The 13,789-nt window shown below is 63.5% G+C and carries 10 protein-coding genes, 2 tRNA genes and 1 pseudogene; 1 reads left to right on the plus strand and 12 read right to left on the minus strand.

What is annotated here, in order from left to right:
• Positions 1–175: 175 nt before the first annotated feature.
• Positions 176–953 (minus strand): annotated as a pseudogene (locus tag XALGPE39_RS08015) (IS3 family transposase); the annotation flags it as partial.
• Positions 954–1,203: 250 nt separating this feature from the next.
• Here XALGPE39_RS08015 and XALGPE39_RS08020 point away from each other — a divergent pair.
• A tRNA-Cys gene (locus XALGPE39_RS08020) sits at positions 1,204–1,277 on the plus strand.
• A 371-nt stretch (positions 1,278–1,648) separates the two neighbouring features.
• On the opposite strand, the gene XALGPE39_RS08025 is transcribed toward XALGPE39_RS08020, so the two are convergent.
• From XALGPE39_RS08025 to XALGPE39_RS08075, 11 genes are all read right to left on the minus strand, one after another.
• A tRNA-Gly gene (locus tag XALGPE39_RS08025) sits at positions 1,649–1,724 on the minus strand.
• 36 nt (positions 1,725–1,760) lie between these two features.
• The gene (pgsA, locus tag XALGPE39_RS08030) at positions 1,761–2,396 is read right to left on the minus strand and encodes a CDP-diacylglycerol--glycerol-3-phosphate 3-phosphatidyltransferase (RefSeq protein ID WP_045727728.1); all 636 of its coding nucleotides are present in this window, start codon (positions 2,394–2,396) and stop codon (positions 1,761–1,763) included.
• A 9-nt stretch (positions 2,397–2,405) separates the two neighbouring features.
• Complete coding sequence (uvrC, locus tag XALGPE39_RS08035) at positions 2,406–4,265, minus strand: excinuclease ABC subunit UvrC (protein ID WP_045727729.1); 1,860 nt, start codon at positions 4,263–4,265, stop codon at positions 2,406–2,408.
• On the minus strand, positions 4,262–5,683 hold the full coding sequence (locus XALGPE39_RS08040; protein WP_045727730.1) for a nhl repeat protein: 1,422 nt from the start codon (positions 5,681–5,683) through the stop codon (positions 4,262–4,264). Before XALGPE39_RS08040 ends, uvrC begins: the two co-directional genes overlap by 4 nt.
• Positions 5,680–6,168 (minus strand): low molecular weight protein-tyrosine-phosphatase, encoded by a 489-nt coding sequence (locus XALGPE39_RS08045; protein WP_045727731.1) that lies wholly within the window; start codon positions 6,166–6,168, stop codon positions 5,680–5,682. The genes XALGPE39_RS08040 and XALGPE39_RS08045 overlap by 4 nt, the downstream gene beginning before the upstream one ends.
• Positions 6,165–6,950, minus strand: coding sequence for a 3-deoxy-manno-octulosonate cytidylyltransferase (kdsB, locus tag XALGPE39_RS08050; RefSeq protein ID WP_045727732.1), 786 nt, complete (start codon positions 6,948–6,950; stop codon positions 6,165–6,167). The genes XALGPE39_RS08045 and kdsB overlap by 4 nt, the downstream gene beginning before the upstream one ends.
• Positions 6,951–7,215: 265 nt before the next feature.
• Positions 7,216–8,253, minus strand: coding sequence for a tetraacyldisaccharide 4'-kinase (gene lpxK, locus XALGPE39_RS08055; RefSeq protein ID WP_045727733.1), 1,038 nt, complete (start codon positions 8,251–8,253; stop codon positions 7,216–7,218).
• Positions 8,250–10,022, minus strand: coding sequence for a lipid A export permease/ATP-binding protein MsbA (gene msbA, locus XALGPE39_RS08060; protein ID WP_045727734.1), 1,773 nt, complete (start codon positions 10,020–10,022; stop codon positions 8,250–8,252). The genes lpxK and msbA overlap by 4 nt, the downstream gene beginning before the upstream one ends.
• Positions 10,019–10,456 (minus strand): biopolymer transporter ExbD, encoded by a 438-nt coding sequence (locus XALGPE39_RS08065; RefSeq protein WP_045727735.1) that lies wholly within the window; start codon positions 10,454–10,456, stop codon positions 10,019–10,021. The genes msbA and XALGPE39_RS08065 overlap by 4 nt, the downstream gene beginning before the upstream one ends.
• A 4-nt stretch (positions 10,457–10,460) precedes the next feature.
• Positions 10,461–11,132 (minus strand): MotA/TolQ/ExbB proton channel family protein, encoded by a 672-nt coding sequence (locus XALGPE39_RS08070; protein ID WP_045727736.1) that lies wholly within the window; start codon positions 11,130–11,132, stop codon positions 10,461–10,463.
• Positions 11,026–13,554, minus strand: coding sequence for a DNA internalization-related competence protein ComEC/Rec2 (locus XALGPE39_RS08075; RefSeq protein ID WP_045727737.1), 2,529 nt, complete (start codon positions 13,552–13,554; stop codon positions 11,026–11,028). Before XALGPE39_RS08075 ends, XALGPE39_RS08070 begins: the two co-directional genes overlap by 107 nt.
• Positions 13,555–13,789: the final 235 nt, after the last annotated feature.

A 13,789-nucleotide genomic window follows, 5' to 3' on the forward strand; every position in this document is an offset into this window, starting at 1 on the left:
TAGATTAAGGGGGATTTCTAAAAATCTTCCGCATCCAAACACAGTTTCACGCACCCACAACTCAGCATTACATAATTTGCGCAGCGCTTTCAAGCGGGATTTTTTCGCCGACGAGGCGACGACTCCACGCCCTCCGCACACCCTGAGTCGTGGCCGGGTTTAGAGTCCGAGTTTTGATGATATCGATGTTTTGCAAATGCTTGGCGTAGTAAGTGGGTATCATCCCGCCGATGGTGTTTTTGGCGCGTTCTTCGCTGCATTCCCGGCGCCAGCGTTCGATCTCTGCGCAGGCGTGAAGCAGTGTCGTGGGAACCGGTGCTCGCTGAAACATTCATCGCGCAAGCGAGCGTTGAACGACGCCACGTAGGCGTTCTGGTTTGGCTTACCCGGCTGGATCAGCCGAAGCTACACGCCGCGCTCATGGGCCCAGCGGACCATCGCCTTGCCACAGACGTCCTTGCCGCTGTCGGTGCGGATCACCTGCGGCAAGTGGCGTAGTCGTACCAACCGGTCGAGCACGCGCGTCACGCCATGTCCCCAGATCGCACGTTCCACTTCGATCGCCACCGCTTCATGCGTGGCATCGTCCACGATCACCAGGCACTTGAGTGCCCGGCCTTCAGCGGTGCGGTCGAACACCAAGTCCATCGACCATCCCTGGTTGGCCCGCACTTGCCGCAGCAGCGATTGACGCTCGCCGATGGGCGCTTTTTGCGCCTGCGACGCTGCACTTGCAGGTGCTGCTCGCGATACAACCGCTCCACGCGCTTGTAGTTCACGATGCGACCTGCCTGCCGCAGTGTGAGATGGATCATCCCCACGCCATCGCGGCGATGGCGATGGCGATGGCGATGGCGATGCGCCAACGCAAGGATGCGCTCGCGCAACTCGACGTTGCGATTGGCGCGCGGACAATAGCGCAGCGCACTGACGCTCATGCCGATCACTGCCAAAATGCAGTGCGGGTTTGTGTGTGGTGCGGATTTGCAGTTCGCACGCTTGGCCGCTGCGGGGTTGCCAAGCTGTGGAGCTTGGTCCACAATGCACTCCCTTGCTATCTGTTTCATTCAAAAAATTCTTTTGAATCAAACTCTTGGGTTGCAAGCGCAGAAAGTGTAGAACTTCTGCGACACAGGCCCCGGCAGCGGGGCTTTGTTTTTGTCGATCGCGGCGATAGCGCTCCGACGAGATGTTAAGTCCATCGGCCTGGTGGCAGAGTGGTTATGCAGCGGACTGCAAATCCGCGTACGCCGGTTCAATTCCGACCCAGGCCTCCATCTCGATTCAACGACCCGCCGTTGATTTTGCGACTGCTCGCTGCTGCGCAATTAAAACATCCGTTCCGCATCCTGACTGCCTCGACATTACCCTGCCGCTGAGTGCATGGCGCTTTGCAGATGCCGGGAAAGATCATCTTTCATCTCTCACCTGTGCGGATCCACATTGTTTGCGGCATGCAAACTCTGCTGTCACGCCTATCCGTTACCTGATGCCATTCGTTCGGCAGCAGATAGTCGGGGTGCGTGATCGATCTGGGTCACAATGCAAAGAACGCCATCGCCGAGTGGATCTAGGGAAGGGCGAAACGGGGCGAGGTTCTTGATCTGAAGTATTTGCCGCTATCGATGTATGTCGATGGGCCTGAATATGGAGCGGGAAACGAGACTCGAACTCGCGACCTCAACCTTGGCAAGGTTGCGCTCTACCAACTGAGCTATTCCCGCTTGAGGCCGCGAATTCTACCTGGAACACAGAGGCTGTCAACTATTAGCTTCGGTTTTTTTTGCACTCTTTTCCGCCACCGCCGCACGCTCGTCGGCGCGCAGGCTCGGCCACGCCGCATGCAGGTACTGGATCCCCGACAGCAGGGTCAGGATCGCCGCGATCGCCAGCGTCCAATCGCCGACATGGAAGATGAACAAACCCATCCACACACTCTGCGGCGGCGAGCCATCGGGCATCACCGAATACAGCAGGCATAGCAACGCGACCATCTGTGCGGTGGTCTTGATCTTGCCGATCATCGCCACCCGCACCTTGGCACGTTGGCCGATTTCGGCCATCCATTCGCGTAACGCCGACACCGCAATCTCACGACCAACGATCACCGCCGCCCAGACTGCCATCCATGGGGTCGGATGGCCCTGCACGATCAGGAACAGCGCCACTGCCACCATCAATTTGTCGGCAACCGGATCGAGGAACGCACCGAACGCCGAATATTGGTGGTAGCGCCGCGCCACCCAGCCGTCCAGCCAATCGGTGAATGCAGCCACGCCGAAAATCGCAGCGGCGGCGAAGTTGGTCCACGGATAGGGCAAGTAAAACACCAGGACCAAGATCGGGATCATCACGATCCGCAGCAGCGTGAGCCAGGTAGGGATGGTCAACTTCATTGCGCTGCTCTACTCGCCTGCCGGGTCGGGGACCGGCAGTCCATGCAGGTTAGCGTAGATTCGCGCGGCCAGTGCGTCATTGATGCCGTCCACCCGCGCGATCTCCGCTTCGCCAGCGGCCTTGAGCCCAGCCAGTCCTCCAAAATGCTTCAGCAGGCTGGCGCGGCGACGTGGACCGATGCCTGGGATGTCTTCGAGTTTGCTGGTCATACGCGCCTTCTGGCGGCGACCACGATGGCCTGTGATGGCGAAGCGATGCGCCTCGTCGCGCACCTGCTGGATGAACTGTAGCGCCGGCGACGCCGCACCAGGACGCAACTCGCGCCCGTCCGGCATGACCAGGGTCTCGTGACCGGCACGGCGTTCTACGCCTTTGGCGACGCCGATCAACCGCACGCCCTCCACGCCCAGCGCGATCAGCGCCGCGCTGGCTTGCGCCAACTGGCCGGCACCGCCGTCGATCAACAACACATCCGGCAGCACCGCCTCCGCCTTGGCTTCGCCTTCCACGGCACGTCGGAAACGGCGCTCGATTGCCTGACGCATCGCCGCATAGTCGTCGCCCGGTTCAATGCCGCTGATGTTGTAGCGCCGATATTGACTGCGCACCGGGCCGCTGGCGTCGAAGACCACGCACGATGCCACGGTCGCCTCACCCATGGTGTGGCTGATATCGAAACATTCCACGCGTTTAACCGGCTCCTCCAGCTCCAGCATTTCCCGCAACGCCTCGCTGCGGGCATGCTGGGCCTGATGGCTGCTCAGTTCGCTGACCAACGCGATTTGCGCATTGCGGCTGGCCAGCTCCAGATAGCCAGCACGCTCACCACGCACGTTCCATTTGAGTTGGACTTTGCGCTCGGCAGCGGAACTCAATGCCGCTTCGATCAACGCGGCGTCGGTAATCTCGCGATCCAACAACACCTCGCGCGGCGGCGGATGTTCGGCGTAGTACTGCGACACGAACGCGCCCAGCACTTCAGCCGCACTCTCCTCGCCATTGGTCTTGGGAAAAAACGTGCGCGTGCCGAGATTACGGCCATCGCGGAAGGCCAGCAGCAGCACACAGGCATGCGCACCCTGCGTGGCGCAAGCGAGGACGTCCAAATCCGCCGCGCGACCATCGACATATTGCCGGGTCTGCATGCTGCGCAGCGCGCCGAGCAGATCGCGCAGGCGAGCGGCACGCTCGAACTCAAGCCGCTCGCTAGCCATTTGCATCGCCTGCACCAGTTCCTCGCCGAGCTGGTCACTGCGACCGTCCAGAAACAGCATGGCGCGGCGCACTGCCTCGGCGTATTCGTCGGCCGCCACCAAGGCCACGCATGGCGCGCTACAGCGGCCGATCTGGTATTGCAGACACGGTCGCGAACGATTGCGGAACACGCTGTCCTCGCAATTACGCAGCTTGAACAGCTTATGCATCAGGTTGAGCGTCTCGCGCACGGCGGTCACGCCCGGATACGGACCAAAATAGCGCCCAGGCACCGCGCGCGGACCGCGATGCAAGGCGATCCGCGGCCACTCCTCACGGGTCAACAGAACATAGGGATAGCTTTTGTCGTCGCGCAACGACACGTTGTAGCGCGGCGCCAACGATTTGATCAGTTGATTTTCCAGCAATAACGCTTCGCCCTCGCTACGAGTGACGGTCACGTCCATGCGCGCCACCTGCGCCAGCATGGTCATGGTCCGTGCGTTTTTCGGCGAACCGCTGAAATAGCTGGACACGCGCTTGCGCAGCGCGCCAGCCTTGCCGACGTACAGCAACGTGTCGTCGGCGGCATACATGCGATACACACCCGGCGCAGTACTGAGGTTGGCGGCAAACGCCTTACCATCGAACGCGGGCAATGCGGAGGCGCTCATTCGCTGATCGGCAGCTCGCTCAGTTCGCCGCTAGCAATGTCGTAGCGCAGCACGGCATGCGCATCGGTCTCGGCAATCCACACCGTCCCGGCACCGACCGCCAGCCCAGCCGGACCGTGCAAACGCCGTGGCAACGCCACGGTCGACAATTCCCCACCGCCCAGACGCAGACTGCGCAGACTGCCGTTGCCGCTGTCGGCGATCCACAGCAGCGGCGCGTCCGGACTGAGCGCGATCGCTTGCGGGAATTGCAGCCTGGCACGGCTGCGCGGACCATCCTCATGACCGAAATCCCACACTCCCTGACCACCGAGCAAGGTCTGCACCAGGTCCCCGCGCAACTGCATCGAGCGCACCGACGATCCCAAGGCATCGCAGACATACAGCACTTGATTCACCACCGCCAGGCTGCACGGCTGCGCGAACGCGGCCAGATAGGCACTGCCGTCGCGCAACTCCAGCGTTCCCGCACCGGCACAGCGGCGCAAGCTGCGGCTGCCGAGTTCATAACTCCAGATGCAGTTATCGCCGGCCATCGCCATGTACACATGGTTATCGGCGACCACGAGATCCTGCGGGTGGTTCAACGCGACCAGCGGGGGCTGCCCCACCGGGCCCTCGACCGGCTCGCCAGCACGTCCGTTGCCGCATAGCGTGTCGACCTGGCCGGTCAACAGGTGGATACGGCGCAGTGCGTGGTTGCCTGTATCGACGACGTACAGCACCCCACGCTGCACGGCCAACCCCTGCGGACGATGGAACGCCGCCTGGCCCAGCTCACCGTCGATCAAATCCGCAGTGCCTGTGCCGAACTGGCGTAGCACACGGCCACTGGTCGTGCATTCGAGAATGCGATGATGACCGCTATCGGCGATATACAGGCGATCCTCTGCCAGAGCCAGACCCGTGGGGAAACGCAAGGGCAAACGCGGCTCTGGTTGAGTCTCGCGGACATCGCGCAGATCCTCGTCCAACGACAGCGGCTGTTCGGCGCACACCCCTTGCAGCGCCCTGTCCAACACGACGCCACCGATCCCGACCAGACGCTCGTACTCGAAGCCATCGGCGTCCAATAGCACCAACGTCGGCCAGGAATGAATATTGAAACGCTGCCAAATCTTCCAATCCGCATCAAGCACAATCGGCACCGAAATACCTTGGCGACGCAGCAGCTTCAGCGCGCCCTCCGGTTCGCGTTCGCTGTCAAAACGCGGCACTTGCACCGCGATGACCTGCAACCGGCCGGGATTGCGCGTCTGCCAATGGCTCAGTTCGGCCAAGCGCTGCACGCACCACACCGAGGCAGCGTTGACGAAGGCCAACACCAGCGCGCGCCCCTGCTGTTCACGCAGGGTGGTCGGCGCCGCATTCAGCCAGACACTGGACGACAACAGTTCCAAATCAGTAATGGAATTCATCGGTCAATTATGCCGGAGTCGAAGGTAGCCGAGAGCCGCGCCACGCTAGCGACGGCGGCTTCGTCTACCAAGCGCCAGACACGCTCGAAGTGCGTGCTATCGCCAGTGTACGGATCCGGAATTTCCTCACCTGCCGCGACTCCGGCCCAAGGCAGCCACAGCGCCATCTGCGCACGCGCCGTGATCGGAGCGCGCCGACGCACGTCGCGCAGATTGCTGGCATCGGCGCACAAGATCCAGTCGAACGCGGCGAAATCGGCATCGCACAGCGACCGCGCACGCAGCCCGGAAATATCCACGCCGTGACCACGGGCGCAAGCGATCGCACGCGGGTCTGGCGGCTCGCCACGATGCCAATCTCCGGTACCGGCGGAATCCACCTGCACCTGCTCGGCCAGTGGCGAATGCTGCAGGTGATGACGTAACACACCTTCGGCCATCGGCGAGCGGCAGATATTGCCCAGACAGACCATCAATAGCTTCATGCCATGCCCTGTAGGTATGCCTCGGCACGGGCCAGATCCTCCGGGGTATCGACCCCGGGCGGGAACGGAGCCGGCGACAACGCCACCGCAATACGGAAGCCAGCCTCCAACACACGCAACTGCTCCAGTGACTCGATCTGCTCCAGCTGCCCAGGCGGCATCGCCGCGAAGCGGCGCAGGAAAGCGGCGCGATACGCGTAGATGCCGATATGACGCAACCATGGACCAGGCAGGGAAAATTGCGTGCGGGCAGCGGCAAACGCCTCGCGGTGCCATGGGATCGGCGCGCGACTGAAATACAACGCATTGCCCTGCGCATTACGCACCAACTTGACAACGTTTGGGTCGAACAGGTGGTCGGCCGCATCCACAGGCGTACCCAAAGTTGCCATTTCGGCGTCGCTTTCGGCCAATGCCTGCGCCACTGCCACGATGCCTGCGGCAGGCGCGAACGGCTCGTCGCCTTGCAAGTTGACGACCAGGGTCGCATCGTCCCAGCCGGCGATATCGGCGCATTCGGCCAGGCGATCAGTGCCCGAGACGTGCTCGGCCGAAGTCGCCGCCACATGCACACCCTGCAGATCCGCCACTGCTGCGGCAATGCGCGCATCGTCAGCCGCCACCCATACCTGCTGTGCGCCAGCGGCCAGCGCGCAGCGCGCCACATGGCGGATCAACGGCTCACCGCCAAGCAACCGCAACGGCTTGCCCGGCAAGCGCGAGGCCGCATAGCGAGCAGGAATGGCGACCACGAACGACGGCGCAGAAACAGCGCCGCTCATACGACAGCGATGCCGGCAGCGGCAGACGAACGCAGGAAATATCGCGATACGAACATCATCGATGGTCTCTCCGCAGAGTTGTCATGAATGGCAAAGCAGACGCGCCCCGGATGCACGCGCCAAGCGCGGCCGGGGCCTCACGACGCGGCATATCGCATTGTATCGGCGAGAGCCGAAGCACCACGAAGGCCCGACATACACCAGGATTCTATCGCGCTGCGCCATCGGACACTGCGCGCATCACATTCCTCGGCACGCGGGCAGCTCACTCAGCGACATTGCCGGCGCGACCACGCAGCTTGTCCAACCGATCCAGCAGGGCAATCCAAAATGCCGCTGGCAATTCGGCGACCAACGGCACACTGAAGCACCAATCATCGACAAGCGCGGCACACTTGACCGCATCCTTCTCGGTCATCAGCACCGGCAACTCGCTGCCAAAGGCCAGATCTGCCGCACTGTAACGGTGGTGATCGGGAAACGCATGCGGCACCACCCCGATGCCATGCGCGCGTAACATGGCAAAGAAGCGCTGCGGATGCGCGATACCCGCCACGGCATGCACACGCTGGCCGGCAAAACTTTGCAACGACCGCCCGCGACCACCGCGCATAGGCTGTGCATTCTCGATGCGCAGGCGCATAGCCCACTCGCCGAAGCCGACCTGGACCTCTCCGCTGTCACTGTCCTGGCCCAGGTTGACGACCCGAAAATCGCATTCACCGCCGCGCGCGACCGGCTCGCGCAGTGGCCCGGCCGGGAGCAGACGAGCGTTGCCGTAACGGCGCTGACCATCCACCACCTCGATCTCGACGTCGCGTTGCAGCCGATAGTGCTGCAATCCATCGTCGCAGACCACGATGTCGCAACCGGCCTGCAGCAGTGCGCGTGCGGCGGCAACGCGGTCGCGATCCACCCGCACCGGCACGCCGGTCTTGTGCGCGATCAACACCGGCTCATCGCCACCGAGCTCGGCATCTGTTGCAGACTCGATCCAGCGCGCGACCTGATCCTGGCGACGACCGTAGCCACGCGAGGCCACCCCCGGCGTCCAACCCGCTTCTTGCAGACGCCGCACCAGCGCGATGGTCAACGGTGTTTTGCCGGTGCCGCCCGCGGTGAGATTGCCCACCACCACCACAGGCACGGCGAGACTGTGACGCTTACGCCAGCCACGACGATACAGTGCGCGGCGCAGCGCGATCACCCCCGCGTACAGCGGCGTCAGCGCGTGCGCCCACAGCGGCGCGGTGCCGGTGCCGTACCAATAGGCAGGAGTCTGCCGTCCGCGTTCGTCGCTCATTCGAACGGCCTTTCACGAAACTGCATGCGGTGCAGGTGCGCGTAGACGCCGCCCAGTGCCAGCAGTTCGCGATGGGTGCCGCGCTCGACGATACTGCCCTGATCCATCACCAGCACTTGGTCGGCGTGTTCGATGGTGGACAGACGGTGCGCGATGACCAACGTGGTGCGCTCGGGCATCAACCGATGCAGCGCGTCTTGCACCAGGCGCTCGGATTCGTTGTCCAGCGCCGCTGTGGCCTCGTCGAGGATCAGAATCGGGGCATCCTTGAGCATGGCGCGCGCAATCGCCAAGCGCTGACGCTGACCGCCGGACAAGCGGCTACCTTTGGCACCAACCTGAGCCTGCATCCCATCGGGTAACTGCTGGACGAATTCCATAGCGTTGGCACTGGTAATCGCGTGCCGCAGTTGCGCCGCATCCGCTTGGCGCATCTCCCCGTAGGCAACGTTCTCGGCGATGCTGCCATCGAACAGCATCACCTGCTGCCCGACCAGCGCAATCTGCCGGCGCAAATCGGCCAGACGGTAATCTTGCAACGGCTGGCCATCGAGCAGGATCTGCCCGGATTGCGGGTCATAAAAACGTGGAATCAACTTGACCAGGCTCGATTTACCGCTACCGGAACGCCCAACGATCGCGGTCACGGTTCCAGGTGCAGCAACGAAACTGACCTCGGCCAAGGCGGGACGAACCTGTCCCGGATAACTGGCGGTCACCTGGCGGAATTCGATCAATCCTTGCGCACGAGCGATGCGGCGTGTGCCACTGTCCGGCTCCTCCGGCGCATCCAGCACCACGAACAACCGCTGCGCCGAAGCAACACCACGTTGCAGCATGTTCTGCACGTTGGTGAGATTCTTCAATGCCGGAATGATTGCCATCATCGCGGTCATCAGCGAAACGAACTCGCCGGCGGTCAAACGCCCGGCCAATGCCTCGTGACCGGCGATCAACAACAGCGCGGCCAGACCAATCGCACCCAGCAATTGCACCGCAGCCGAGGAGATGCCACGGGTGGACTCGACCTTCATCGCCAAACGCAGGTTGGTATCGGCCAGGCCCTGGTAGCGCTGCATCTCGCTGGCACGCGCGCCGTAGACCTTGACCTCCTGATTGCCGGACAGCGCCTGCTCGGCGGCCTGCATCAATTCCGCATTGCTTTCCTGGATGCGGTGGCTGACCCGGCGATAGCGCTTGGCCACCCGGTCCATGACCCATGCCAGCGGCGGCGCCACCAGCAAAATCGTCACCGTCACCGTCCAGCTGTACCACAGCATCACCGCCAGCGCGCCGACGATCTGCAACGTCTGCTGCACCATGACCTTCATCGCATCGACCGCCGCCTGCGCCACCTGATCGCTGTCCGAGCCCAGCCGCACCAGCATCGAGGCCACCGGCTCGACATCGAAGCGGCTACCCGGCAGGCGCAGGTATTTGTCCAGCACGTTGACGCGAAAGTCGCGAGCGATGCTGCGCGCCGCGCGTCCCATCGCCATATCGGTGAAGTAACCGGCAAGACCGCGCAATACGAACAAACCGACGATCTGCAGAGGCAGCCACATCGCCACCTCGCGGTTGCGGGCAATGAAGGTCTCGTCGGTGATCGGCTTCATCAGCGCGAGAAAACCCGAGCCGGCCACAGCTTCCAACAACGCGCCAACGGCGGCGATCAATAACAAACCACGGTAGCCACCGGCATACGACAACAAGCGGCGATAGGTCCGCCAGGGTGAGTCTTGATCGGGCGTGGCGAATGGTGCGTTCACTTGGTGCCTCCGTCCCTGTTGGTATCGGGTGCAGTGGCGATGGCGATGCGGCGGAAACCAAGCTGACCCAGCGCGTCCTGCACGGTGACTACCGCCTGATACGGGGTCCGCGCATCGGCACGCAGCAGCACAGGCTGGGTGCGGTCCTCGCCCGCGACCTGAGCGATGCTGCGCTTGACCGATTGCAAATCAGTGCGCAGCACTTCTTGATCGTTGACGAAATAATGCCCATCGGCATTGATCAACACGCTCAGAGTACGCGGTGGCACCGCTGTGTGCTGGTCGCTAGCGTTGGGTAGCTGCAATTGCAGCGTGGAGCGAGCCTCGAAGGTCGTCGTCACCACAAAAAAGATAATCAGCACCAGGATGACGTCGATCAGCGGCACCAAGTCGATATGCGGCTCATCCTGACCGCGCTCGTCGCGAATCCGCACCGGCTCAGCCCTTGGCCGCGGCGGTGGCGCTCTGCGCCGCCGGTCGTGCGGATGCCGCAGGTACGCTGGTACGGCCGTGGCCCTCCAACACGTCGGTCAACGCCGTGGCCTCCTGCTCCATCTCGATGATGTAGCCAGCAATACGATTTTTAAAATGACGATGGAAGATTAATGCAGGCACCGCAATGATCATGCCAGTCGCGGTGCACACCAGCGCCTTGCCGATACCACCTGCAAGCTGGTTCACGTCACCGACACCATGGTCGAGGATGCCGAGGAACATCTGGATCATGCCGACCACCGTGCCAAGCAGACCCAACAGTGGTCCGGCCGATGCAACCGTCCCCAAGGCATTGAGAAAACGTTCCATCCGATGTACGACATGACGGCCTGTATCTTCGATGCGCTCGCGCACGATCTCGCGCGAACGGTGGCGCACATCCAGGCCGGCAGCCAACAGCGCGCCTAATGGCGAATTGCGCCGCAACGATTCGATGTGGGTCGGATCGAGCTTGCCACGGGTGGCCCAATTGCGCACTTCCTGACCCAGCCCCGGCGGCAGAACTTCGCTACGGCGCAGGCTCCAGAACCGCTCCAGGACAATCGCCAGCGCGACCACGCCCAACAGCAGCAATGGCAGCATCGGCCAGCCCCCCGCCTTGACCAGTTCCAACACGTCGCATCCCTCCGGCACGTTCGGCCGTTCGTTCACTGGCCGATAGGATAGCAGCCGTCCGCGCTCGCTCCGCCGCATCCCACAACCGCGCCCGCCATGGCCGCCGCTGGCGCAGTTGCACACCGGCATGCCCAAGCCAGACGCGCAATGCGCCTGCCTGGGCGGTGCACGCGACCTGCGCACCGGAAGCTTGCCAACGCGCGACCACCTCCGGCCGCGGATGGCCGAAGCGGTTCCCCTCGCCCGCCGAGATCAGCACCAGCCGCGCGCCGGTGGCGGCGACGAACGCAGGTTGCGATGCCTGCGCGCTGCCATGATGCGGGGCCAGCACCACCTCGGCGTGCAGGTCCTGTGGTGCCTGGCGCAGCAGCCGACGTTCGATCACATCGTCGATATCGCCAGTGAGCAGGATCGCGCCATCGTCACTTTCGACGCGGAGCACGCAGCTGGATTCATTGTCGAGATAGGGAAAGCTGGAAGGCGGATGCAGAAAGCGAAAGCGCACGCCGTCCCACTCCCAGCCGGTTCCCGCAACGCATGGCCGATCCACCCGTACCGGCGCACCGGCCGGTGCCTGCGCCAAAGCAACCGGCAAAGCAGCGCGGACAGCTTCGAAACCGCCGGCATGATCGTTGTCACCGTGGCTGATCACCACGCGCTGTAACCGCGCCACACCCAGCGCATGCAGCGCTGGCACCACTGCCCGCTCGCCAGCGTCGTACCCGTCTTTGACCGCCGGACCTGTGTCGTACAGCAGTTGATGCTGCGCGGTACGCACCAGCACCGATAATCCCTGCCCCACATCGATCATCACCAATTCCACTTCACCGGGTGCTGGCCGCTCCAATGGCGGCCAGAACAACGGCAACCACAACAACGCCGCCAGCGGCTTGCCCGGCACCGCGCGCGGCAACAACAACCAGAACGCACCAAGGAGTGCCAGCGGCAACGCCCAGTCGCGCGGCTCGGGCAACCACCACAGGGCGAAGCGGCTCTCTCCCAGCTTGGTGAACATCGGCCAGGTCAGATCGAAACAAAACGCTGCCGCACGCCACACCCAGATACCCGCCCCGGCGTGCAGCGCATCAAGCGCAGTCCCGAGCAACGCCAAGGGAACCACGACCAGACTCCACCACGGGATCGCCAACAGGTTGGCTAATGGACCGACCGCCGACGCCTGGCCGAAGAGCATCGTGCTCAACGGCAACAGGCCGAGCGTGGCAACGCCTTGCGCCGAGAGAAACTCGCGCAACTTGTCGCGCCAACCGCTGCCCGCCTTGGGCATGCACCAGACCAACCAGGCGACACCGAAGAAACTCAGCCAGAAACCGGCTGACAGCACCGCCAGCGGATCGGCGATCAGCATGACGATTGCCGCCAACGCCAGCGCATCGACCACCCGCACCGGACGCCGCCACAGGCGCGCGATCACGACCACCGCGATCATCAACGCGGTGCGGACCGTGGGCAGCGCCATGCCCGATAGCACGGTGTAACCGGCTGCGCCAAGCATCGCCAGCAAGGCCATCGCCTGGTGCCGTGGCCATGATCGCCCCAGACGCGGCCACAGCCGCCACAGTCCGCCCGCAAGCAAGGCACAGGCTCCCGCAACCAACCCCACATGGAAGCCGGAAATGGCGATCAGATGGGTCAGCCCTGCCGCGCGCAGGATGCGCCAATCGCGCTCATCCAGACGCCGCGTGTCGCCCAACGCCAATGCCTGCACGTAGCGCGCAGATGCGTTCGGCACGGTCGTGGCGATGCGTGCCGACACGCGTTCGCGCCAGGCATCGATGCCCTGCCCGGGCGCTAATTGCATTGCGGCACGCGGCGCGACGACATAACCGCTGGCGGCGATCCGTTGCGCGAGCGCATATGCCTCGGCATCGAAACCACCTGGGTTGCTGAGCCCGCGCGGCGCACGCAGGCGCACGCTCAAGCGCCAGTGTGCATCCGCACGCAAGGCGCTACGTGGCCCTGGCTGGAGCGCACCGAAGTCGTCGTACCAAGCCAGTTGCAGCAGGCGTCCACGCAGCGGTGCCGGTTGTGTCGCATCGGTATCCACGCGGATAAGAAAACGGGTGCGCCGTGGCTGCGACTGTGGCAAGTCCACCACCTGACCACTGAGGGTGGTCACGCGGTTTTCCCAATCTGAGGGTAACTGCTGCGCCAGTACCCTCCCCGCGATCAATCCCAGCCAACCAGCACCGACCGCAAACGCGCCCAACCAGCGCCAGCGTGGCGACACGCCAAACAGCAGCAAGCCGCCCAGTAGCGCCGCCAGCGACAATGGCCATGGGAGCAAACGCGGCAGCCACAGCGCGGCCAGCACGCCGGCAGCGAGACTGACCGCGACGGCAATGCCGAACGGTGCGACCGCTGCGCGCGGACGCGCCAGAGTGACTGGCAACGTGATGCGCATGAACTGAAGACAACCCGGCATGCGACCGGCCCTCCCTGGCATGGATCCGGACACCAGTGCGGATGCCTCGCCAGTACACGCCGCATCGATGCCAGGCTCAGCCTCGCACAGCGGGCACAGCTTCCCTATCGGATAAACACCTCGCAAGGCATCGGAGTTTGCCTATCGCCGCATGCACGCCGCCGCACACACGACAACGCGTCTGCACGATGCACACGCCGCCAAGACAGCGCAG

Source organism: Xanthomonas sp. GPE 39 (genome assembly GCF_000963005.1).
Lineage (GTDB): Bacteria > Pseudomonadota > Gammaproteobacteria > Xanthomonadales > Xanthomonadaceae > Xanthomonas_A.

Bases quoted from the DNA above. Each gene is read 5' to 3' on its own strand.
- pgsA (WP_045727728.1), bottom strand. From the start codon at position 2,396: ATGAAGTTGACCATCCCTACCTGGCTCACGCTGCTGCGGATCGTGATG.
- uvrC (WP_045727729.1), bottom strand. From the start codon at position 4,265: ATGAGCGCCTCCGCATTGCCCGCGTTCGATGGTAAGGCGTTTGCCGCC.
- XALGPE39_RS08040 (WP_045727730.1), bottom strand. From the start codon at position 5,683: ATGAATTCCATTACTGATTTGGAACTGTTGTCGTCCAGTGTCTGGCTG.
- XALGPE39_RS08045 (WP_045727731.1), bottom strand. From the start codon at position 6,168: ATGAAGCTATTGATGGTCTGTCTGGGCAATATCTGCCGCTCGCCGATG.
- kdsB (WP_045727732.1), bottom strand. From the start codon at position 6,950: ATGAGCGGCGCTGTTTCTGCGCCGTCGTTCGTGGTCGCCATTCCTGCT.
- lpxK (WP_045727733.1), bottom strand. From the start codon at position 8,253: ATGAGCGACGAACGCGGACGGCAGACTCCTGCCTATTGGTACGGCACC.
- XALGPE39_RS08075 (WP_045727737.1), bottom strand. From the start codon at position 13,554: ATGCGCATCACGTTGCCAGTCACTCTGGCGCGTCCGCGCGCAGCGGTC.